Origin of the sequence: Azospirillum argentinense (assembly GCF_000632475.1) — a bacterium.
Taxonomy (GTDB): domain Bacteria; phylum Pseudomonadota; class Alphaproteobacteria; order Azospirillales; family Azospirillaceae; genus Azospirillum; species Azospirillum baldaniorum.
Genome location: NZ_CP007793.1, coordinates 2,628,615 through 2,648,457, shown reverse-complemented (window position 1 = coordinate 2,648,457; position 19,843 = coordinate 2,628,615). Strand labels below are relative to the sequence as shown.

Annotated in this window: 22 protein-coding genes and 1 tRNA gene; 13 read left to right on the top strand and 10 right to left on the bottom strand. The window is 67.9% G+C overall.

The genetic code is table 11. The features are described from left to right. Positions 1 to 60 precede the first annotated feature (60 nt). Positions 61 to 1,032 carry a Bug family tripartite tricarboxylate transporter substrate binding protein gene (locus ABAZ39_RS12460; RefSeq protein WP_038529776.1) on the top strand — a complete coding sequence of 324 codons (972 nt, stop codon included), beginning with the start codon at positions 61 to 63 and terminating at the stop codon, positions 1,030 to 1,032. A gap of 118 nt (positions 1,033 to 1,150) precedes the next feature. Here ABAZ39_RS12460 and ABAZ39_RS12455 read toward each other — a convergent pair whose 3' ends face one another. From ABAZ39_RS12455 to ABAZ39_RS12435, 5 genes are all read right to left on the bottom strand, one after another. Further along, positions 1,151 to 2,779, bottom strand: coding sequence for a methyl-accepting chemotaxis protein (locus ABAZ39_RS12455; protein WP_247874782.1), 1,629 nt, complete (start codon positions 2,777 to 2,779; stop codon positions 1,151 to 1,153). A 225-nt stretch (positions 2,780 to 3,004) separates the two neighbouring features. Beyond that, entirely contained in the window at positions 3,005 to 3,988 is a 984-nt protein-coding gene (locus ABAZ39_RS12450; protein ID WP_038529773.1) for a Bug family tripartite tricarboxylate transporter substrate binding protein, read from the bottom strand. A 546-nt stretch (positions 3,989 to 4,534) separates the two neighbouring features. Then, entirely contained in the window at positions 4,535 to 5,464 is a 930-nt protein-coding gene (locus tag ABAZ39_RS12445; protein WP_038529770.1) for an AEC family transporter, read from the bottom strand. Positions 5,465 to 5,542: 78 nt separating this feature from the next. Further along, a complete protein-coding gene (locus tag ABAZ39_RS12440; protein ID WP_038529755.1) occupies positions 5,543 to 6,220 on the bottom strand; it encodes an RraA family protein in 678 nt (225 codons plus the stop codon). 688 nt (positions 6,221 to 6,908) lie between these two features. Then, positions 6,909 to 6,983, bottom strand: a tRNA-Gly gene (locus ABAZ39_RS12435). Positions 6,984 to 7,132: 149 nt separating this feature from the next. Here ABAZ39_RS12435 and ABAZ39_RS12430 point away from each other — a divergent pair. From ABAZ39_RS12430 to ABAZ39_RS12405, 6 genes are all read left to right on the top strand, one after another. Next, positions 7,133 to 7,699 carry a prolyl-tRNA synthetase associated domain-containing protein gene (locus tag ABAZ39_RS12430; protein ID WP_038529754.1) on the top strand — a complete coding sequence of 189 codons (567 nt, stop codon included), beginning with the start codon at positions 7,133 to 7,135 and terminating at the stop codon, positions 7,697 to 7,699. A 54-nt stretch (positions 7,700 to 7,753) separates the two neighbouring features. Continuing rightward, the gene (locus tag ABAZ39_RS12425) at positions 7,754 to 8,704 is read left to right on the top strand and encodes a thioredoxin family protein (RefSeq protein WP_038529752.1); all 951 of its coding nucleotides are present in this window, start codon (positions 7,754 to 7,756) and stop codon (positions 8,702 to 8,704) included. A gap of 142 nt (positions 8,705 to 8,846) precedes the next feature. Next, complete coding sequence (locus ABAZ39_RS12420) at positions 8,847 to 9,533, top strand: LON peptidase substrate-binding domain-containing protein (RefSeq protein WP_038529750.1); 687 nt, start codon at positions 8,847 to 8,849, stop codon at positions 9,531 to 9,533. A gap of 48 nt (positions 9,534 to 9,581) precedes the next feature. Further along, on the top strand, positions 9,582 to 9,818 hold the full coding sequence (locus ABAZ39_RS12415; RefSeq protein ID WP_014238566.1) for a Trm112 family protein: 237 nt from the start codon (positions 9,582 to 9,584) through the stop codon (positions 9,816 to 9,818). Beyond that, complete coding sequence (locus ABAZ39_RS12410) at positions 9,818 to 10,222, top strand: gamma-butyrobetaine hydroxylase family protein (protein WP_038529747.1); 405 nt, start codon at positions 9,818 to 9,820, stop codon at positions 10,220 to 10,222. Before ABAZ39_RS12415 ends, ABAZ39_RS12410 begins: the two co-directional genes overlap by 1 nt. 169 nt (positions 10,223 to 10,391) lie before the next feature. Further along, positions 10,392 to 10,781, top strand: a complete 390-nt coding sequence (locus ABAZ39_RS12405; protein WP_144243531.1) for a hypothetical protein — start codon at positions 10,392 to 10,394, stop codon at positions 10,779 to 10,781. Positions 10,782 to 10,931: 150 nt separating this feature from the next. Here the strand turns inward: ABAZ39_RS12405 and ABAZ39_RS12400 are convergent, their stop codons facing one another. Together ABAZ39_RS12400 and ABAZ39_RS12395 are read right to left on the bottom strand one after the other, a co-directional pair. Beyond that, the gene (locus ABAZ39_RS12400; protein WP_051657988.1) at positions 10,932 to 11,288 is read right to left on the bottom strand and encodes a cupin domain-containing protein; all 357 of its coding nucleotides are present in this window, start codon (positions 11,286 to 11,288) and stop codon (positions 10,932 to 10,934) included. A gap of 29 nt (positions 11,289 to 11,317) precedes the next feature. Next, a complete protein-coding gene (locus tag ABAZ39_RS12395) occupies positions 11,318 to 12,004 on the bottom strand; it encodes an HAD family hydrolase (RefSeq protein ID WP_038529743.1) in 687 nt (228 codons plus the stop codon). A gap of 311 nt (positions 12,005 to 12,315) precedes the next feature. Between ABAZ39_RS12395 and ABAZ39_RS12390 the strand changes: the two genes are divergently transcribed. Next, positions 12,316 to 12,534 carry a DUF1127 domain-containing protein gene (locus ABAZ39_RS12390; protein ID WP_014238561.1) on the top strand — a complete coding sequence of 73 codons (219 nt, stop codon included), beginning with the start codon at positions 12,316 to 12,318 and terminating at the stop codon, positions 12,532 to 12,534. A gap of 164 nt (positions 12,535 to 12,698) precedes the next feature. On the opposite strand, the gene ABAZ39_RS12385 is transcribed toward ABAZ39_RS12390, so the two are convergent. Next, positions 12,699 to 13,835: a type III PLP-dependent enzyme gene (locus ABAZ39_RS12385; RefSeq protein ID WP_014238560.1), complete on the bottom strand. Its 1,137-nt coding sequence runs from the start codon at positions 13,833 to 13,835 to the stop codon at positions 12,699 to 12,701. Positions 13,836 to 14,277: 442 nt separating this feature from the next. Here ABAZ39_RS12385 and ABAZ39_RS12380 point away from each other — a divergent pair, with 442 nt between their 5' ends. Then, positions 14,278 to 14,787: an MgtC/SapB family protein gene (locus ABAZ39_RS12380; protein ID WP_038529741.1), complete on the top strand. Its 510-nt coding sequence runs from the start codon at positions 14,278 to 14,280 to the stop codon at positions 14,785 to 14,787. Here the strand turns inward: ABAZ39_RS12380 and ABAZ39_RS12375 are convergent. Together ABAZ39_RS12375 and ABAZ39_RS12370 are read right to left on the bottom strand one after the other, a co-directional pair. Continuing rightward, positions 14,771 to 15,955, bottom strand: coding sequence for a multidrug effflux MFS transporter (locus tag ABAZ39_RS12375; RefSeq protein WP_038529738.1), 1,185 nt, complete (start codon positions 15,953 to 15,955; stop codon positions 14,771 to 14,773). The genes ABAZ39_RS12380 and ABAZ39_RS12375 overlap by 17 nt on opposite strands. A gap of 63 nt (positions 15,956 to 16,018) precedes the next feature. Next, positions 16,019 to 16,849 (bottom strand): M48 family metallopeptidase, encoded by an 831-nt coding sequence (locus tag ABAZ39_RS12370; protein ID WP_051657987.1) that lies wholly within the window; start codon positions 16,847 to 16,849, stop codon positions 16,019 to 16,021. Positions 16,850 to 17,046: 197 nt separating this feature from the next. Between ABAZ39_RS12370 and ABAZ39_RS12365 the strand changes: the two genes are divergently transcribed. From ABAZ39_RS12365 to ABAZ39_RS12350, 4 genes are all read left to right on the top strand, one after another. After that, positions 17,047 to 18,177: a PAS domain-containing sensor histidine kinase gene (locus ABAZ39_RS12365; protein ID WP_051657986.1), complete on the top strand. Its 1,131-nt coding sequence runs from the start codon at positions 17,047 to 17,049 to the stop codon at positions 18,175 to 18,177. A gap of 110 nt (positions 18,178 to 18,287) precedes the next feature. After that, a complete protein-coding gene (locus ABAZ39_RS12360; protein ID WP_038529736.1) occupies positions 18,288 to 18,644 on the top strand; it encodes a nucleotidyltransferase family protein in 357 nt (118 codons plus the stop codon). Beyond that, positions 18,616 to 19,104, top strand: a complete 489-nt coding sequence (locus tag ABAZ39_RS32990) for a ribonuclease toxin HepT-like protein (protein WP_051657985.1) — start codon at positions 18,616 to 18,618, stop codon at positions 19,102 to 19,104. The genes ABAZ39_RS12360 and ABAZ39_RS32990 overlap by 29 nt, the downstream gene beginning before the upstream one ends. A 194-nt stretch (positions 19,105 to 19,298) precedes the next feature. Then, positions 19,299 to 19,691 (top strand): hypothetical protein, encoded by a 393-nt coding sequence (locus ABAZ39_RS12350; RefSeq protein ID WP_144243530.1) that lies wholly within the window; start codon positions 19,299 to 19,301, stop codon positions 19,689 to 19,691. The last annotated feature ends 152 nt before the right edge of the window (positions 19,692 to 19,843 follow it).

The window sequence follows — 19,843 nt, the reverse complement described above, 5'->3', positions numbered from 1 at the left end:
CGCGCTCCTTGGCGGCGCTCCGTTGTGGTAATCGGGCGGCAGCATTTGGCGGAGCCGACCATGAAAGCCAGACATTTCTTTTCAAGCCTTCTGACCTCCTGCGCCCTGCTGTTGGGCGCGACGGCGGCCCAGGCCGCCTACCCGGAGAAGCCGATCACCATGATCGTCGCCTATGGGGCGGGCGGATCGACCGACGTGACCGCGCGCATGCTGGCGCCCTTCATCGAAAAATATCTGGGCGGCGGCGCGCGGATCGTGGTGATGAATCGCGGCGGCGCCGGGGGGGAGATCGGCTTCGCGGCCATCGCCGATGCCACGCCGGACGGCTACACCATCGGCTTCATCAACACGCCGAACGTCGTCACGATCCCGATCGAGCGCAACGCCCGCTTCACGCTCGACCGGCTGGACCCGCTGGTCAACGTCGTCGACGATCCGGGCATCATGACCGTCCACGGCGACAGCCCCTACAAGACGGTGGAGGATCTGGTCGCCCAGGCCAAGGCCAACCCGAACACCATCACGCTGGGCTCCACCGGCGTCGGGTCGGACGACCATCTGGCCATGCTGCTGCTCCAGCGGCAGGCCAATGTCCGCTTCACCCATGTGCCCTTTCCCGGCAGCGCGGAGAACTACCGCTCCATGCTCGGCCGCCACACCCAGATCTGCGGCCAGAATCTCGGCGAAGGGCTGCGCGGCAAGGCCGGCGGCGACAACATCCGCATCCTCGGTGTGATGAGCACGCAGCGCTGGGACATGGCGCCCGACCTGCCGACCTTCAAGGAACTGGGCTACAACATCACCATGGCGTCGCTGCGCGGCGTCGGCGCGCCGAAGGGGCTGCCGCCTGAGATCCGCGCCAAGCTGATTGATGCGGTGACCAAGGCCGCCAACGACCCGGAGTTCCAGAGCAAGGCCCGCGACACCTACCAGCCGCTGCGAATCCTCGATTCGGAGGCCTTCACCGCGGAGTTGAAGGAGCTGGACGGCGATTTCCGCAACCTGTGGCGCGAGTTCCCCTGGTTGAAGTGATCGGGTGAGGCGGACCGGACAGGCCGCATAGGAAAGGCCCCTCTTCCACATGGAAGAGGGGCCTTTTTCATGGGCGGAGCTGGAGGACGCCACGGCGTCCTCCCCGCATCGGGCCGGGTCAGGCCGCGGTGATGCGGGTGATGAAGGCTTCGATCTCGTTGTCCAGCCGGTTGAAGCTGCGCGACAGCTCCTCCGTCGTGGTCTGGACGGCGCCGGCGGAATGGCCCGTGGTCTCCGCCGCCTGCTGCACCAGCCGCATCTCCTGGAGCACGGCCACCGTGTCGGTGGCGGCGCGCTGCGAGCGCTCGCTGATGTCGCGGGTGGCGGCGTCCTGCTCCTCCACCGCCGCGGCGACGGTGCTGAGCGATTCGTCCACCTGACGGATGGTGTTGACGATGGCGCGGATGGCGTTGACCGCCGCAGTGGTCGCCGCCTGCACCGCCGCGATTTCCGCGCCGATCTCGTCGGTGGCCTTGGCGGTCTGGTTGGCGAGGCTCTTGACCTCCTGCGCCACCACGGCGAAGCCCTTGCCGGCCTCGCCGGCGCGGGCCGCCTCGATGGTGGCGTTCAGCGCCAGCAGGTTGGTCTGGCCGGCGATGTTGTTGATGAGGCCGACCACCTCCTCGATCTTCCGGCTGGCCTCGCTGAGGCCCTGGACGATGGAGTCGGTCCGCCCGGCCTCGTCCACCGCGCCGCGGGCGAGCTGGGTCGACTGGGTGATGGACCGGGTGATCTCGTCGATGGAGGCGCGGAGCTGCTCGGCGCCGGCGGCCACGCTCTCCACCTCGCTCGTCGCCTCCTGCACGGCGTGGGCGACCGAATCGCTGTGGTGGCTGGTCTGGCGGGCGTTCTCCAGCATGACGTTGGCTTCGCCGCGCATGGAGTCGGCGGAGCGCACCACCTCGCCCATCATCGCCTTGACCGACGCCTCCAGGTCGGCGGCGAGGCTGTTCATGGCCCGCCGCTGCTCCTCCATGGCGCGGGCGCGCATGGCCTCCTGCTCGCGCGCCATCTCCTGGACGCGCAGCGCGTTCTCCTTGAAGACGCGGACGGTGCGGGCCATCTGGCCGATCTCGTCGCCACGCTCGGCGGCGGGCACCTCGTCCTCCAGCCGGCCCTGGGCCAGCCGTTCCATCACCGTGGTCAGGCGGACCACCGGACGGGCGATGTTGAAGCCGATGAACAGCGCGACGCCCACCGTGATCAGCAGGGCGACGATCGCCGAGGCGATGAAGGCCTGGGTGGTCGCGTCGACCGACGCGTTCACGTTGGCGTAGGCGTCGGCCGACTGCTGGCGCTGGTAGGTCAGGTAGTCGCGGGCGGTGCCGTTCAGGCGCCCATAGGCCGCCTGGACCTCCTGCAGGAAGTCGAGCGGATCGACGCCCATCTTCAGCAGGTCGAGGAAGCTGGTGACCTTCGCCTGATAGGCCGCGGTGTCGGAGCCGAAGCGCTGGAGGATCTGGCCCTCCTCCTCGGTCGCGGCGGACTGGCCCTTCATCTTGTCCGCCTGACTCTTCAGCTTGGTGATCTGTTCGGTCAGGGCCTTCGATTCATCCTCGACCGCCTTGGGGGAGGCGTTGGCGGTGCTGAGGATCACCGTCCGGTAGAGGCCGGCGTGGGCGACGGTCAGCGTGTCGGTCAACGCCTGGACGTCCGCTTCCCGCGTGAAGGAGCGGTTGAACAGCGTGTCCAGCAGGCGTGACTGTTCCGTGATGGCGGAGCCGCCGAGCAACGCGATGGCAAGCATGCCCAGAATCGCTGTCGCCGCCGGGATTCCCATTTTGGTGGGAATGTGGAGGTGATTGAGGAAAGTCATGGAGCACCTGCTTCAACCATTGGCCGGTCCGTTGGCGCCGGATGGTCAGGGGGGCTTGAACCGCACCCGACGCAGGCCGGTCGGCCGGCGGCGGGTGGTTTCGCGGATGGGCCGGACCCGGACGGACCAGCCCGCCCGGGTCGCGTCAGCCCCGGATCACTTCAGCCAGGGCGACGACTGCCACAGCGACTTCAGCTCGGTGTCGAGCTGCTTCAGCTCCGCCGCGAAGGCGTCGGGGCCGAGGACGCGCAGCGGCTGGAAGGTCTCCTTGGCCTCGGCCTTCGCCACGAACTCCGGATCGGTCGCGGCCTTGGTGACGGCGTCCACCAGCTTGGCGCGGACGTCGGCGGGCAGGCCCTTCGGCGCGCAGACGCCGCGCAGCGAGGCCATCAGCACCGGGTAGCCCTGCTCCGCGAAGGTCGGGATGTCCGGGGCGGCCTTCCAGCGCTCCTTGCTCATCACGCCCAGCACGCGGATCTGGTCGGAGGCCTGACCGCGCAGCCCCTCGCCCAGGTTCTGGCCGCTGATCTGGATCTTCTTGGCGAGCATCGCCTTGTAGTTGGCGGCGGAGCCGGAGAAGGGCACATGGGTGAACTGCACGCCCGCCTGGCGCTGCACCAGCAGCATGGCGAGCTGGTCGTCCGAGCCCACGCCGGTGGTGCCGACGGTGACGGTGTTCGGGTTGGCCTTGGCGTGCTCCACGACGTCCTTCAACGTCTTGAAGGTGCTGTCGCCGGGAACGCTCCACACGCCGGGATCGTCGACGACGTTGACCAGCGCGTCCAGCCGGTCCGCCGAGAAGCGGGCCTGACGCTCGATCGGGATCGAGACCATGTTCGGCGTGTTGCAGAAGCCGATGGAGTAGCCGTCCGGCGCGGCGTCGGCGATGGCCGCGAAGCCGATCTCGCCGCCGGCGCCCGGCTTGTTCACCACTTCGATCCGGGTGCCGCCCAGATGCTTCTCGATGAAGGGGGCCAGCAGGCGCGCGGTCACGTCGGTCGAACCGCCGGCGTCGTAGGCGACGACCACGGTGATCGGCTTCTCGGGGTAGGCGGCCTGGGCCGTCGACAGAGCGGTCGTCGACATGGCCAGCGCCAGGGTCCCGGTCGCCAGCGCCAGGAACTTGCTGCGAATGATCATCTGGATGCCCTTCTTTCCTGCGTTATTGCGGAAGACCCCCTTGGCCGCGGACGTGGTGGGGTCCCGGGAGATCCCGCCCGTCCCGATGCGGACACAGGCTGGGCCTCCTTTTCTGAAATTCTCGTAAAGATCGATGGTCATTGATTTCGACAACATTGGATTATCGGGTCATGAACGAAACGAAGAGCCATTCTGACTTTGTTCAGGATGGATGCATACTTCAGTATGTCTGTCTTCGTGGGTGGCCGGTCCCTTCGCCGCAGCGGCGGCGGAGTTCGGTCGTCTTTCTCGCGAAAAAGAGCGGTTCATAGACCCAACGCTGTCAAATCGACCCGGTGAAAGCGGTTTTGACGCTTCAAGGTGGAAGATACAGTGTCTTTATTCGTGTATCAATCGTGCTAACAGAACCGGATATCCGGAAATCACAGCGATTTACGTCGAATGCTTTCTATCTGACGTGGTCCCCTGGAGTTCCGCGCGCTCAGGCCTGCGTGGAAAGCGTCAAATGGACGCACAATGAAAGTCGCCTGCGTCGAAATGACCGCGTCAGCCCATCGCCACCATGAAAGCGACGGAAATCGAGATCGGTGACATCAGGGTGGACAGCAGCAGCGACATCGACACCAACTCCCGCCCCGTCTGGTAGCGCTCGGCGAAGGCGTAGACGTTGACGCCGATGGGCAGCGCCGCCGCGGTCACGGCGGGGGCCAGCCAGTCCGGCGGCAGATGGAACACCTCCACCGCCAGCACCCAGGTCAGCACCGGATGCAGGACCGTCTTCATCACCGCCAGGACCAGCGCCTGGCCGAACTTGCCCGATAGCTTTCCGAAGGACAGCGAGGTGCCCAGCGTGAAGCAGGCGCAGGGCAGGACGGTGGCCGCGGCGTAGTCCGCCGCCTTCATGACAGCGTCCGGCACATGGACGCCGCTCAGGTTGAAGCCCATGCCGACGACGATCGACAGGATCATCGGGCTGAGCAGGGTCGCCTTGACGGCGTTGACCGCGGCGACCACCGGCCGTCCGCCCGCCGTCCGCTGCGCCTCGGCGATCATCGTCGCGGTGGTGAAGAGGAGCGGCGACTGGAACAGGATCAGCAGCATCACCGGGATTGCCACCGACGATCCGTAGGCGTCCATCAGGATCGGCGCGCCGAGCAGGCCGATGGAGGAGAAGGAGGGGGCGAAGCCGCCGATGGCCGCCTCGTCCCGCCGCCGGATGGACAGCATCCAGGCGGCGCCCAGCGCGAAGATGATGAACGCCGCGACGAAGAAGGACGCCACGAACCCCCATTCGATGGGATCGGGGATCTTCGCTTTCGCCATCGCCGCGAACAGCAATGCCGGCAGGGCGTAGATGCCGAGAAAGCGCGACAGCCCCTGAGCCGCCGTGTTGCTGAAATTGCCCGATTTCCCGGCGTAGAAGCCGAGCGCGACCAGGACGAACATCGGCAGCACGATTTGAAAGATGAGCGTCATGGCGGCGGAAACCGGTCTTGGGGCGGCTCGAAGGGCTGTGCGGGTCGCCGGCGCGCGTGGTCCGGCGGATGCCGGGGGTCAGCGCAGGGTGGGCGTCTCGACGATTTCCGGTTCCGGCACGCCCAGCACCTCCATCAGCGACTTGCCGGCGTCGAGCTGCTGCGACCAGATCTTCTCCTTGGCCATCAGCTCCAGGCAGCGCCGCAGCACCTCGTCCATCACGGCCAGCGGCACCACGGTCACCCCGTCATCGTCGCCGATGATCAGGTCGCCCGGGTTGACCACCATGCCGCCGACGCCGGCCGGGACGTCCATCTTGCCGCCGAAGGCCTTGTGCGGGCCGCGCGGCACCGAGCCCTTGGCGAAGACCGGGAAGCCGATGGTCCGGATTTCCTGAAGGTCGCGGACGGAGCCGTCGATCACCAGACCGCCCAAGCCGCGCGACTTGCAGCCGCGGACCACCCATTCGCCGGCCAGCGCCACCTCTTCCAGGCCGGCGCCGGCGACCACCACCACCTCGCCCGGCTCGGCCAGGCTGCAGGCGGTCAGCAGCATGCTGTTGTCGCCGGGCATCGACACGGCGGTGCGGGCCTGCCCGCAGATGCGCATGCCCGGGGCGCAGGGCTTGATCCGGGCGTCCATGCTCTGGCAGCGGTTCTGCACGTCGGACGCGATGCTGCTGGGGACCGTCTTCCAGATGTCCAGCATGTCCGGGGACAGGCGCGGAAAATTCACGATGTAGCGTTGCATGGCCATGGGAGGGACCTCTCGTCGTCTGGATGGATTGCCGTCTGGGCTGGCTTATCGTCTGGGCTGTACGAAGCGGGGCTTGGAAGCGCGACCAGCGGCACCGCCGGTCGCAGGGCGACGACAGCGGAGCCGATGACGATCAGGCGGGGGAGGGCCGGTGTTGCCGGAGCGGCGGACGCCGGCCGGACAGGAACATCCTATCCGGGAAAGTCACGGGCTTGGCCCGTCCGACGCAACCAGACCATCCATGGTGCATACAACCCTAATCGGATAAAAGTTCTATTTGTTTCGTCTTTGAAGCTTAGTCATTCCGGAGGTCATACGCAAGTAGGTTGCCAACAAGTAAATTTGTTCACGTCTTCATATGGGGTATGTGCGCGGGGAATGACCTACAAAGGTGTGTCATTGACCGGATTGCGCGCCTTTAAATTGCGCCTTTCGGCAGGGCGCGCGCTGTATGGCTGCGCTGGTCCGGAGGCAAGTCGGTCGGGGGACGAGGCGCCGGTCACGGCCGATGGAAGAGGTCGGCGCAGACTCGGTTTCAAAAACGAAGGCGCCGGTTGCGGAATCGCAACGCGCGAAGGAGGGGGTGCGGCCAGGAGGGGAAAAACGAAAAAGGCCGGCACCCGAAGGTCCAGCCTTTCCATCAATCGTCCTGTTTCCCTTCGAAGGACCATCATCCCCGCCGGGAGAATGGAGCGGGCGAAGGGATTCGAACCCTCGACCCCAACCTTGGCAAGGTTGTGCTCTACCCCTGAGCTACGCCCGCGCTCCGTTTCGCTGCCGTTCGGACCCTTGTTCGGTGCCGTCCGGCGGCGTGCGGCGGACTATACTCATGGATCGGCGCAATGCAAGCGTCATGTTTCACTTTTCTCGGGCGCCTCGACAGATTTTCCCCGCACCGCTAAAGATGGCTCCATGGACACCCGCGACACCCCCGAGGGCAGGGCCGAGGAGCCGCTGCCGACGAGCCCGGAGCAGCTCCTGGAGCATCTCGCGGCGCTCGGCATCCGCACCGTGACCCACCGCCACCCGCCGCTGCACACGGTGGAGGAGAGCAAGGCGCTGCGCGGCGCGCTGCCCGGCGGCCATTGCAAGAACCTGTTCCTGAAGGACAAGAAGGAGCAGCACTGGCTGGTCGTCGCGCTGGAGGACGCGCGGGTCGAGCTGAACCGCTTCGACAAGGTGATCGGGTCGGCGCGGTTGTCCTTCGCCTCGGCCGACCGGCTGTGGCGGCATCTTGGCGTGCGGCCCGGCTCGGTCACGCCCTTCTCCGTGGTCAACGACCGTGAGCGGCGGGTGAGGGTGGTGCTGCAGGAGCAGATGCTGGCCCACGACCCGCTGAACTACCATCCGCTGCTGAACGACCGGACCACGGCCATCGCCGCCGCGGACCTGCTGCGCTTCCTGCGGGCCGGCGGGCACGAGCCGCTGATCGTGCCCTTCGGCGAGGAGCCGCCGGACTCTCAGCCGACGCTTGCTTAACGCGCCCCGTGCGCTCATCTATCACGCGAGATCGCAAAGGGATACGTGACCGCCATGTTCTCCATTCCGCCCGCCAACAAGCCCGTCGCCGCCGGTGCCGCTCCTGCCGCCGGTGACCTGATCAAGGACAGCAGCGACCGCGCCTTCATGGCCGACGTCATCGAGGCGTCGCAGTCCGTGCCGGTGATCGTCGATTTCTGGGCGCCCTGGTGCGGCCCGTGCAAGCAGCTCGGCCCGATCCTGGAAAAGACGGTACTGGCCGCGAAGGGCAAGGTGCGGCTGGTCAAGATCGACACCGACAAGGACCCGATGATCGCCTCGCAGCTCCGCGTGCAGTCGATCCCGGCGGTCTACGCCTTCTTCCAGGGGCGTCCGGTGGATGGCTTCATGGGCGCCCTGCCGGAGTCGCAGGTGAAGGCCTTCGTGGAGAAGCTGCTGAAGCTGGCCGGCGCCGCGGGCGGCGGCGAGGGCGACATCCTGGAGGAGGCGCTGGCCCAGGCCAAGGAGGCTCTGGAGGCCGGCGACACCCAGACCGCGTCGGAGATCTACGGCGAGATCCTGCAGGCCGATCCGGAGAACCTGAACGCCGTGGCCTACGCCGGGCTGGTCCGCTGCCTGATCGTCAACGACGAGCTGGCCCGCGCCAAGCAGATGCTCGACAAGGTGCCGGAGCAGATCGCCAAGGACAAGGAGATCGCCGCGGTGCGCAGCGCGCTGGAGGTTGCCGAGCAGGCGGCCAACGCCGGCCCGATCCCAGAGCTGACGGAGAAGGTCGCCCGCAACGAGGACGACCACGAGGCCCGCTTCGACCTCGCGCTCGCGCTGTTCGCCGCCGGCAAGCGCGAGGCCGCGGTGGACGAGCTTCTGGAGCTGGTGCGCCGCGACCGCGCCTGGAACGACGAGGCCGCCCGCAAGCAGCTCGTCAAGTTCTTCGAGGCCTTCGGCCCGACCGACCCGCTGACGGTGCAGAGCCGCCGCCGCCTGTCCTCGATCCTGTTCCGCTGATCACGGGGACTTGCGGCCCGGGGGCGACTCCGGGCCGCGAGTCTGTTTTGTTCGAGTCTGTTTCGTTGGAGGCCGCTTCGTTCGCCGTCGCTCTGTTGGTGGGCGCTCTGTTCGCCGTGTCCGGGGGTTCTATATTCGTCGCATGAGCCGGAACCCCATCGACCCGTCACCGGACCGCTTCCCGCGGCAGCTCCCGATCTTCCCGCTCGCGGGGGTCCTGCTGCTGCCGCGCGGGCGTCTGCCGCTGAACATCTTCGAGCCGCGCTACCTCGCGATGGTCGAGGACGCGCTGGCCGGCGACCGCATGATCGGCATGGTCCAGCCGACCGATCCGGCCTGCCGCCTGCGCGAGCCGGCGGTCTACGGCACCGGCTGCGCCGGACGCATCACCAGCTTTGCCGAGACCGAGGACGGCCGCTACATCATCACCCTGACCGGGGTCAGCCGCTTCGCCATCATGCGGGAGCTGGAGGGCCAGCGCGGCTACCGCCGGGTTGCCGCGGACTGGGACCGCTTCTCCGGCGACCTGATCGACCCGCTGGAGCGCGGCGGGGCCGATGGCGGGCTCGACCGTGTGCGTCTGCTGGCCGGATTGAAAGGCTATTTCAAGATGCAGGGGCTGTCGGTGGACTGGAAGGCCATCGACGGCACACCGGACGAGCGGCTGGTCACCTCGCTGGCGATGATCTGCCCCTTCTCGCCCAGCGAAAAGCAGGCCCTTCTGGAGACGCCCGACTTGCCGGAGCGCGCGAAGCTCTTGATCGCCCTGGTCGAGATGGCCATTCTCGACGGCCATGAGGGCGACGGCGGCAACGCGCTGCGTCACTGACCGTTCCCTTCGACCGACACTGCACTTTCCGACTGCGAGGCCCGATCCATGAGCGCCCATCCCCACGACGACACGCCCGCCGACGGCAAGACGCAGGCGCGCGTCGATCCGAAGCTTCTGGAGATCCTCGTCTGCCCGCTGACCAAGGGGCCGCTGCGCTACGACGCCGAGCGCGCCGAACTGATCAGCGACCGCGCCGGGCTGGCCTACCCGATCCGCGACGGCATTCCGATCATGCTGATCGATGAGGCCCGCAGCCTCGACGGGAAGCCGGGGGCCGCCTGATGTCCGACGAGCAATTCGCGTCGGACGCCTTCGGCACCAAGCACTGGCCGGTGGAAGTCCGGCTGAAGAAGGAGGAGAAGCGGCTGGAGGTCGATTTCGACAACGGCCAGACCTTCTCCTACCCGGCGGAATTCCTGCGCGTCCACAGCCCCAGCGCCGAGGTGCAGGGCCACGGTCCCGGCCAGAAGCAGACCGTCTCGGCCCGCCGCCACGTCGGCATCATGAGCCTGGAGGCCATCGGCCATTACGCCCTGCGGATCGTCTTCGACGACCTGCACGACAGCGGCATCTACTCCTGGAAGCTGCTGTACGAGCTGGGCGAGGACCAGGATCGCCTGTGGGCGGAGTATCTGGCGGAGCTGGAAGCCAAGGGCCTGAGCCGCGATCCGCGCGGCCGCCGCTGAGGAGACCGAAGGCGGGGTGCGGCATCCGGTCGCGACCCCGCTGGTTTCCGTGTGGCCTTTCCGGGAGCCGGGGCGCGGTGTGTTGCGCTTTCATGAGGTGTGTTGCGCTTTCATGAAAAGGGCGTAGATAACGGCTCATCGACCGTTCCTCCGCCGCAGGATGACCGCCGTGACCGCGACCGACCCGCCCGGCGCGACCGCCAGCCAAACCGCCGCGCCCAACACCGGTTCGCCGCCTGCGAACGGCGCCGGACTGCCCGTTCCCACCACGCCCACGCCGAACGATCCGCCCGATGACCCGCCGCCCGTGGAGCGGGGGTGGGGTGGATGGACGCGCGGCTATGGGCGGCGCGGTAGCGCGTTGCGGCAGAAGCTGGCCACCCATTTGGCGGCCCGGCGGCGCAAGCGGCGCGCTTGGGCCCGCGACGTCGCGCGGATCGTCCTGGTGGTGTCGATCCTGGCGCTGGCCGTTCTGGCCGTGGAAATCGGGCGCAAGGCGGTGGTCGTGCTGAACCGCGCCGACCTCGGTGCCGTCCATCTGTTCGGGCAGCGCGACTGAAGCGCTTGATGTTCCCTCTCCCCTCTGGGGAGAGGGTTAGGGTGAGGGGGTTGCGCTTGTGCCGAACGTAACCGCCATGAACACCCCCTCACCGGCCCTTTGGGGCACCCTCTCCCCGGAGGGGAGAAGGCTGAGGATGGCGTGATCTCCTCAGGGAAGAATGACCACGTAGCGTTTCGTCGTGGTCTCCAGCACCTCCCACACGCCGTCGAAGCCGGGTTCCAGCGTGAAGCGGTCGCCGGGGCCGACCATCCAGCGGCGCCCGTCGGCGTGGCTGATGGCGCTGGTGCCCTCCAGGATCTCGCAATACTCCCACTCGTCGTAGACGATCCGCCAGGAGCCGGGGGTGGAGCGCCAGACCCCGGCGAAGCGTTTGCCGTCAGCCGATTCGTACTCGTTCCAGGTGGTGAAGACCGGGGCGCCGGACAGGATGCGGTCGGGGGCCGGGCCTCCGGTCTCGGGCTCCACGGCGGGGCTGGCGGGGTCGGTCAGCAGGGCGAAGCTCATCACGCGGTCTCCCATTCACCAGGTTCTTTTCACCAGGCGGCGAGCAGCGGCGGCAGGCCGTGCAGGCTGTCGATGCGGCGGTAATTCTTGGTGGGCGGCTCGGCCACCTCGTGCGCCCAGGTGACGTGGTACGGCACATGGACGGCGTGGCCGCCCACGGCCAGCACGGGCAGGATGTCCGACCGCACGGAATTGCCCACCATGACGAAGCGCGCCGGGTCCACGCCATGGCGGTCGAGCAGGCGGCGGTAGGTGGCCGGGTCCTTCTCGCTGACGATCTCGATGGCGTCGAAGCGCCCGGCGAGGCCGGAGCGGGCGATCTTGCTTTCCTGGTCGAACAGGTCGCCCTTGGTGACGAGCAGCAGCCGGTAGCGCCCGGACAGCCCCTCCACCACCTCCTGCACCCCGTCGAGCAGGTCGACCGGGTGTTCCAGCATGGCCTTGCCGAACTCGACGAGGCTCTGGATGTCGCGCCCGCCGATGCGCCCGTCGGTCAGGTCCACCGCCGTCTCGATCATCGACAGGACGAAGCCTTTGATGCCGTAGCCGTAGACGCGAAGGTTCTCGCGCTCGGCCTGCAGCAGGCGCCGGTCGATGTCCGCCGGGTCGGCGAGATGGTTGGCGAGCAGCGCACGGAAGCGGTCCTGCGTCATCGAGAACAGGGATTCGTTGTGCCACAGCGTGTCGTCGCCGTCGAAGGCGATGGTGTCGATCATGGGAAGAACTCGGTGTCGGACGACGGTCGGGACCACAGGTAGGACGCGCCGCGGCGGCTGTCCAGCGCTCCGTTTCAAACCCGGTTTGTTGGTGAACTGCACAATTTGTGACGCCCAAAAGCTGTGCATTCGTCCATTATTCTTGCATCGGTGATATTCCTACGACAGCTATCGAGAAAGCTCACGGCTCGCATACCCACATGGCGGTGGCGGGTTTGCGCGGGATGAGCAATATTCTTTCTCACAAAGCGAGGGCGCGGCGGCCACTTCCGGCAGGCCCCCTCGGGACCTTCAAAGATAGGATGACCACCATGGCAATCGCTCTGCGCACGGCCCCCGCCGGCCGTACCCTGCGCCCTGCTCCGGTGGCGTATGTGCTGGACAGCGTTCTGGACACGTTCGCCCTGTGGCGGCAGCGCACCATCACCCGCCGCGAGCTGGCTCGGCTGGACGACCGGATGCTGCACGACATCGGCATCTCCCAGATCGACGTCGAAGGCGAGATCAGCAAGCCGTTCTGGAAGGCGTAATGCCGCCGTCACGGCTGCGGGAGACCGCAAGGAAAAGGGCCGCCCCCGTGTAAGGGAGCGGCCCTTTTCGCATTCGGGTCTTGGGGCTTCTGCAAGCGGTCAAAAGAAAAGGCCACTCTTCCCGAAGGAAGAGTGGCCTTTTTCTTGGCCGAAACGCCGCCCGATCAGATGCAGATCTGCTGGAGCGGGGCAAAGCCGTTGAAGCAGACCGCCGAGTAGGTCGTCGTGTAGGCGCCCGTGGCGTGGATGCGCACGCGGTCACCGGCCTTCAGGTCCATCGGCAGCTTGTACTCGGCGCGCTCGTAGAGCACGTCGGCGCTGTCGCAGGTCGGGCCGGCCAGCACGACCGCCTCGCTGTCGCCTTCGCCGTCGTCCCCCATCACCTGGATCGGGTACTGGATCGCCTCGTCCATCGTCTCGGCGAGACCGCTGAACTTGCCGATGTCCAGATAGACCCAGCGCTTCACGTCGTTGGCCGACTTGCGGGAGACGAGGACGACCTCGCTCTCGATGATGCCGGCGTTGCCGACCATGCTGCGGCCCGGCTCCACGATGGCTTCCGGCAGGCGGTTGCCGAAGTGGGTGCGCAGGGACTCGAAGATGGCCTGGCCGTAGGCGGTGGTCTCCGGCACGTCGGTGCGGTAGCGGGTCGGGAAGCCGCCGCCCAGGTTGATCATGCCGAGGTCGACGCCCAGCACCTCAAGCTCGCGGAACAGCTGCGCCACCTGGAAGATGGCGTGGTCCCACTGCATCAGGTCCTTCTGCTGCGAGCCGACGTGGAAGGACACGCCGTAGGGAACGACGTTCATGCCCTTGGCCTTCAGCAGCAGCTCGCGCGCCATGGCGAGGTCGCAGCCGAACTTGCGCGACAGCGGCCACTCGGCGCCCTCGCCGGAGGTCAGGATGCGGCAGAAGACGCGGGCGCCGGGGGCGGCGCGGGCGATCTTCTCCAGCTCCGCCTCGCTGTCGAAGGCGAACAGGCGCACGCCCAGCTCGAAGGCGCGGCGGATGTCCGCTTCCTTCTTGATGGTGTTGCCGTAGGAGATGCGCTCCGGCGCGCAGCCGGCGGCCAGAACCATCTGGATTTCCGGGACGCTGGCGGTGTCGAAGGCGGAACCCAGACGGGTCAGCAGGCCGAGGATCTCCGGCGCCGGATTGGCCTTCACGGCGTAGAAGATCTTGGCGTCCGGGAGCGCTTCCTCCAGGTCGTGATAGTTCGCTTCCACGACGTCCAGATCGACGACGAGGCACGGGGTCTGCGGACGCTGCTCTTCGAAAAAGCGCGCAATCTTATCGGTCATCTCAGTCTCCCGGACGCAAGATGAAGGTGTCGGACGAATTGTGAAAAAGCAGGGGCGGAGCGGCCGCGCGCTGCTGACCGGTCAGAAAGAAAAGACGGTCAGGCGCTCAGGCCGCCCATACTGGACTGCCGTGTTGCCTTGCGGGGAAGGACCGGACTGGACAGAACTGGAAAGAGTCGGAGACGGGTGAGCCGGTGCCCACCCACAACAACATGAACCATCGTAACCTCCAAGACGCCGCCTTGCTTAAGGGACGGTCGGGGATCACGCGTTACGTCGTTGCATAACCACATCTCGAAAAGGACGAGGGGCGGGCCAGCGGCACGTGCGCTTGCGAGTTGCGGTTACATAGATCGAACGGGCCGCCTTTTAAAGTGAAAAATGCGACCGGGCGCAAAAAAGTAGCAAGCGTTACGCAAAGGTAAAAATAGGGAGGAATAACATGGACTTGAGTACGGCCATTCCGGTCTGGGACATCGCGGCCCGGCTGGCCGCGGCGGCGGTTTGCGGGGCGGCGCTGGGACTCGACCGCGAGATCCGGGGCAAGGCGGCGGGGCTGCGCACCCACACGTTGGTGGCCATCAGCGCGGCGGTGACGACTCTGGTTGCGCTGGAGCTTTACTGGGGCATGGCCGGGAAGGGGACCGGCGGGGGCGACATGGACCCCACCCGCGTCATCCAGGGCATCGCCCAGGCCATCGGCTTCATCAGCGCCGGGGTGATGTTCCGCGCCGGGACCACGGTGCGCGGGGCGACCACTGCGGCGCTGATCTGGATGGCCGGCGCGCTGGGCATCGCCTGCGGCGCCGGATTCTACGTGCTGGCGGGAATGGCGCTGGCGCTCTGCCTCGCCGTGACGATCGTCTTCTCCTACGCCCTGCGCTGGATGCCGGAGCCCGCCAAGCCCGCCAATTCCATCAAGCCCGCCAATTCCATTAAGCCCGAGGACTGACCAGGAGCCGGTGGGCCAGCGCCGCCCCCAGCGCGACCAGCCCGATGGCCGTCATCATGGGAAGCTGGCTGTCCGCGTGGGTGTGGCCGAGCACCACGCCGATCAGCGCCGCCACGGTCATCTGCACGAAGCCGACCAGCGAGGAGGCCAGCCCGGCCATCATCGGGTAGGGACCGACCGCCCCGGCCATGGCGTTGGGCAGGGTCAGCCCGGCGCCCAGCATGAAGAGGAAGACCGGCGCCACCACCGCCGCCAGATGCAGCACCCCGCCCAGCGCCAGCCCCACCCCGAGCAGCCCGCCGGCCAGCGAGACCGCCGTGCCGGTGCGGATCATCCGCGGCCCGCCCAGCCGCGCGCTCAGCCGCCCGGCCAGGAAGGATCCCACCGCGTAGCCCAGCACCACCGCGGCGAAGCTTCCCCCGAACTGCGCGGGCGTCAGGTGCAGCCGCCCGATCAGCACGAAGCTGGACCCGGAAATGAAGGCGAAGATGCCGCTGTAGGCGAAGGCCACCGTCAGCATCTGCCCGACGAAGCCGCGGTCGCGCAGCAGCAGCGCGTAGTTGGCGAGCAGCCGGCCGGGCTGCAGCGCCGTCTCGTCGCGGTTGGCGTTGGTCTCGCCCATCAGGGTCCAGGTGGCGGCCAGGATCAGCGCGGCGAAGCCGGTCAGCAGCAGGAAGTTGCTCCGCCAGCCGAACCACTCCGTCAGGACGCCGCCCAGGATGGGGCCGGCGGCGGGGGCCAGGGTCATGGCCATCGCCATGTAGGCCAGCACGGTCGCCGCCCGGTCGCGCCCGAAGACGTCGCGCACCACCGCCCGCGCCACCACCGGGCCGCAGCACGCGCCCAGCGCCTGGAAGAAGCGCGCGACGATCAGCGTCTCGATGTCGTCGGTCAGCGCGCAGGCGGCGCTCGCCACCAGATAGATGAGGATGCCGCCGAGTAGGGCGGGCCGCCGCCCGAAGCGGTCGGACACCGGCCCGTAGACGAGCTGCGACACCGCGAAACCGGCGAGGAAGACCGACAGGGTGAGCTGCACCGTGGCGATGTCCGTGTCGAACACGCTGACCAGCGTCGGCAGGGAGGGCAGGTAGAGGTCGGTGGACAGCGGGCCGAAGGCGACGAGCGCCGTCAGCAGCACGCGGACGGTCAGGGAATCGGGACGGGGCATGGAGGGGGTCGGGCCGGAAACGATGGGGGAGGCGCACTCTAGCAGAGGCTTGGCGCGACCCCGTCACGGCGTTTCGGCATGACCGTCATTTGCAGGTGAAACCATTTCCGTCCCCTCGCCACCGCCCTCGCTGCCCCCTTCGCCATACCGCAGCAGCCGCGCGCCGTTGGCCTTCAGCCAGAGGCGCGGCGTGCGCACGTCGCCGGTCAGCTGCGCGCACAGCGTCCAGAAGCGCTGGGAATGGTTCATCTCGCGCAGATGCGCCACCTCGTGCCCCACCACGTAATCCAGCACGGACTCCGGGGTCAGGATCAGCCGCCAGGAGAAGGAGAGGCGTCCGGTGGCGGAACAGCTTCCCCAGCGGCTCTTGGTGTCGCGCACGGTGACGGCGGCGACCCGAGCGCCGATCAGCGCGGCCTTGGCGCGCGACCGCTCGGCCAACTCGCGCCGCGCCTCCGCCATCAGGAAGTCGCGCACCCGGCGGGCGACATGCTCCGCCCGGCCGCCGACCAGGATCGCGCCGTTCTCGCGCCGGGTCGCCCCGCGCAGGTCCGGACTGTGCCGGACGACGTGATCGATGCCGAGGTAGGGCACCACCGCCCCGTCGGCGAAGGGAAGCTGCGGTGGCAGGGCGGCCAGCCGCGCCCGGACCCAGCCGTCGTGCCGCCCGACGAAGCGCAGCGCCTCGGCCTCCGGGACGCCCACCGGGATCACCACCTGGATCAGCCCGCGCCCGGCGTCCACCCGCAGGGTCATCCGGCGGGCGCGGGCGCTTTCCCGCAACTCCAGCGGCGCGGGCAGGCCGGCGACCGCCAGGGCGCGCGGGGCCTTGGGGCGTGGAGCCTGGGTTTTGGCCTGGGCTTTGGAGGGATGGGATTTGCGGCGGAAGAGCATACCTGACTTATAGCCTGCGTGGCCGGCTTGGGCCAATGGGGCGTTGTCCTTCACATTCAAACGGAATTTGTCCCAAGTGAGTTTTGCATGTGATATTTGACTCCGATGCCCAAGTGGCCGAATAAATGTGCTGCAATCTCAGTTTTTGCGGTGAAGTTGTGGGCGAGTATACCAGAAAGAACTCAACCGAAGGTCATATGACTGATCGTGCGATCTGGCTTGAGGCTCTGGTCTCCGCCAACGGCGCCGCTCACGCTCTGCTTGGGCTGGACGCGCGGCTTCTCGTGGTCAACCAGGCTTTTGCCGCGGCCTTCGGCTGCCTGCCGGAAGAGGCGGACGGCAAGGAGTTGACCGAGCTGGGCGTTCCGGCGGCCATCGTGTCCCAGGTGGAGGCGCAGGTCCGCCGTGTCGTGCTCACCGGGACCCCGGTGTCGGCCTTCGGCCTGCTGCCCCGTGGCGAAATGGTGCTGAGCCCGGTGCGCGACGCGGATGGGGTCGTCACCGCGGTCGCCGCCATCGCCGACACCAACGCCGCCGCTCTGGCCACCGCCCGCGCCGAGGCCGAGCGCGCGAAGGCCGAGACCGAGCGGGTCCGCCAGGAGGCCGAGACGGGGCGCACCGCCATCGGGCGCTTCCTGTCGGCGGCCAGCCACGACCTGCGCCAGCCCTTCCAGGCCATGCATCTGTTCCACCATCTGCTGATGGGCCGCCTGACCGATCCCGGCGCGCGCGATCTCGGCGAGAAGCTGGAGATGTCGATCGAGGCGGCGGAGGGGCTTCTGCGCGCGCTGTTGGACGTGTCGAAGCTGGAGGCCGGGCTGGTCCGGATGCAGGTGCAGAGCTTCCCCATCGACGAGACGCTGGGCCGCCTGCTCAACGAGTTCGCGCCGGAGGCCGACGCCAAGGCCCTGCGCTTCAACGTCCGCCCCGCGGACGCGGAGGTGAGCACCGACCCGGTGCTGCTGGAACAGCTTCTGCGCCCGATCCTGTCCAACGCCCTGCGCTTCACCGAGTCGGGTGGCGTGCTGCTGGCGGCGCGGCGGCGCGGCGGCGCGTTGCGCATCGAGGTGTGGGACACCGGCCTCGGCATCGCCCCCGCCGACCAGTCGGCGATCTTCGACGACTTCCGCCAGCTCGGCAACCCGAACCGCGACCGCCGACACGGGCTGGGGCTCGGCCTCGCCATCGTGCGGCGCCTCGCGACGCTGCTGGGCCTGCCGGTCTCGTTGCGCTCGGTGCCCGGCAAGGGCTCGGTTTTCGCGGTGGAGGTCCCGTTGGCGGCGGCGAGCGCCGAGGCGTTGCCGGTCGAGAGCAGCAGCGCGGCGTGACGGCGTGTTCGGCGGACAGCGAAGCCGCTGCGCAGCCACGGTATTTCGGCTATGCTCTCTCCAGTCCAATCGGCTTCTGGGCCAGCGTTGATCGGATTCGGACAACAGCCATGGGAACCACCGGCGCGGTTCATCCGCGATACGACGACATCCGCCGCCGCCGCCTTGAGGAACGCCGCGCTGCGGCGTTGCGGGCGCTGCAGCAGGCCGACGCCGTGGCGCGCCGTGCCGGCGGGTGGCTCGTCGTGTTCGGATCGCTGGCCGAGGGAGGATTTCACGAGCGGTCCGACCTCGACGTCGCGCTGATCGGCGTGCCGGCGGGGATGGACAGCGACGTGGCGGCGGATGTGGACACCCTTCTGACCATCGCCGGGTTCGAGGCCGATGTCATTCCGGATCGTTTCCTGTCGCCGTCCCTCCGAGACCGCGTGATGCGCCATGGCCGCGAACCCGGCGCTCTGGGCTGACATCCAGCGGGACCTGGACGCCGCGCGGACGAACATCCGAAACGCGGCGATGCGGGCCGATGCCCTTCACACGGGTGGACCGCTTTCCGACGATCTGCGCATGGATCGCGAGTACGCGATCGGCCTGATGCTGCACAATGGCTATGGCGCCATGGAGTGCGCCTTGGAGCGGCTGGTGCAGGCGGTGGACGGCGGCTTGCCCAGCGGAGCGGCCTATCATGCCGAGTTGATCCGCCGCGCCGCCGCGCCCGTCGCGGGGCTGCGTCCGGCCATGATCACGTCGGAAACGGCTGGTCGCCTTCAGAAGCTGAGGTCCTTCCGGCACGCCTTGCGCCATGCTTACGACGGTTACGATTACACCCGTGCCGCCGAGAATGTTCCGGTCGCCGTCGCGGTCGAGGACAGCTTCCGGGCGGACATGACGGCCTTCGCGACGTCGATGGGCATCCTGCCGGAATAGCCGGAGCGCTCTCTCCCACCGAACGAACAGAGAGCGCCGTCCTCGCTTGCGCTTGCCGACCCGTCCATCGGCGCCGCGCCGGGCGTCGATGGAGCGCGCATACTTCCTCCGAAGGCCGGGGCCGTTCACGGCCCGCCGGCCCCGGCGTCATGGTCTGGGTGCGCCATAGGCGCGGCCCGGGATCGGAGGAAAGCATGCATCGCGAAGCAGGGTGCCGGCTGGCCGGTTGTCTGGCGGGGATGACGATGGCCGCCTTCGTCGTCCTGCCCGCCGCCGCGCAGACGACGAGCCTGGATTGGGACCAGCGCGGCTGCGTCTTCGGTCCCCGGCCCGGCCTGGACCGGCTGGTGCCCGGCTACAACCCCGGTGCGCAGCCCTTTTACTGCCCGCCGCCTGCCGCGCTGTATCCCGCGCCGCCGGTCGCGCCCCCGACGGCATCGCACTATCTGTCGGCGCCAAGCCGGTCCTACTGCCTGCTGCGCTCCTCCGGCCTGATGGGGGACAGCCTGTCGCAACTGGCCGGGTCGCTGTGCCGGGACGACGCCGCGCTGTGGGCGCTCGCCCAAACATGGCACCCCGAGAGATGACGTAAGGGTGATAGTCCGTACTGATACGTACGGCTGATTGACAGCCTCCCCCTCTGTCCTTAAGGCTTGCAAAAAAGAAACACACATGCGGGGAGGAAAACCACAGATGCCGGCGCAGCATCCATCACCGCCTTAAGTCCCGTTCCATGCCT

Coding starts and splice junctions, on each gene's coding strand:
- ABAZ39_RS12460 (WP_038529776.1), top strand. CDS start 61: ATGAAAGCCAGACATTTCTTTTCAAGCCTTCTGACCTCCTGCGCCCTG.
- ABAZ39_RS12455 (WP_247874782.1), bottom strand. CDS start 2,779: ATGCTTGCCATCGCGTTGCTCGGCGGCTCCGCCATCACGGAACAGTCA.
- ABAZ39_RS12450 (WP_038529773.1), bottom strand. CDS start 3,988: ATGATCATTCGCAGCAAGTTCCTGGCGCTGGCGACCGGGACCCTGGCG.
- ABAZ39_RS12445 (WP_038529770.1), bottom strand. CDS start 5,464: ATGACGCTCATCTTTCAAATCGTGCTGCCGATGTTCGTCCTGGTCGCG.
- ABAZ39_RS12440 (WP_038529755.1), bottom strand. CDS start 6,220: ATGGCCATGCAACGCTACATCGTGAATTTTCCGCGCCTGTCCCCGGAC.
- ABAZ39_RS12430 (WP_038529754.1), top strand. CDS start 7,133: ATGGACACCCGCGACACCCCCGAGGGCAGGGCCGAGGAGCCGCTGCCG.
- ABAZ39_RS12425 (WP_038529752.1), top strand. CDS start 7,754: ATGTTCTCCATTCCGCCCGCCAACAAGCCCGTCGCCGCCGGTGCCGCT.
- ABAZ39_RS12420 (WP_038529750.1), top strand. CDS start 8,847: ATGAGCCGGAACCCCATCGACCCGTCACCGGACCGCTTCCCGCGGCAG.
- ABAZ39_RS12415 (WP_014238566.1), top strand. CDS start 9,582: ATGAGCGCCCATCCCCACGACGACACGCCCGCCGACGGCAAGACGCAG.
- ABAZ39_RS12410 (WP_038529747.1), top strand. CDS start 9,818: ATGTCCGACGAGCAATTCGCGTCGGACGCCTTCGGCACCAAGCACTGG.
- ABAZ39_RS12400 (WP_051657988.1), bottom strand. CDS start 11,288: ATGAGCTTCGCCCTGCTGACCGACCCCGCCAGCCCCGCCGTGGAGCCC.
- ABAZ39_RS12395 (WP_038529743.1), bottom strand. CDS start 12,004: ATGATCGACACCATCGCCTTCGACGGCGACGACACGCTGTGGCACAAC.
- ABAZ39_RS12390 (WP_014238561.1), top strand. CDS start 12,316: ATGGCAATCGCTCTGCGCACGGCCCCCGCCGGCCGTACCCTGCGCCCT.
- ABAZ39_RS12385 (WP_014238560.1), bottom strand. CDS start 13,835: ATGACCGATAAGATTGCGCGCTTTTTCGAAGAGCAGCGTCCGCAGACC.
- ABAZ39_RS12380 (WP_038529741.1), top strand. CDS start 14,278: ATGGACTTGAGTACGGCCATTCCGGTCTGGGACATCGCGGCCCGGCTG.
- ABAZ39_RS12375 (WP_038529738.1), bottom strand. CDS start 15,955: ATGCCCCGTCCCGATTCCCTGACCGTCCGCGTGCTGCTGACGGCGCTC.
- ABAZ39_RS12370 (WP_051657987.1), bottom strand. CDS start 16,849: ATGCTCTTCCGCCGCAAATCCCATCCCTCCAAAGCCCAGGCCAAAACC.
- ABAZ39_RS12365 (WP_051657986.1), top strand. CDS start 17,047: ATGACTGATCGTGCGATCTGGCTTGAGGCTCTGGTCTCCGCCAACGGC.
- ABAZ39_RS12360 (WP_038529736.1), top strand. CDS start 18,288: ATGGGAACCACCGGCGCGGTTCATCCGCGATACGACGACATCCGCCGC.
- ABAZ39_RS32990 (WP_051657985.1), top strand. CDS start 18,616: ATGGCCGCGAACCCGGCGCTCTGGGCTGACATCCAGCGGGACCTGGAC.
- ABAZ39_RS12350 (WP_144243530.1), top strand. CDS start 19,299: ATGCATCGCGAAGCAGGGTGCCGGCTGGCCGGTTGTCTGGCGGGGATG.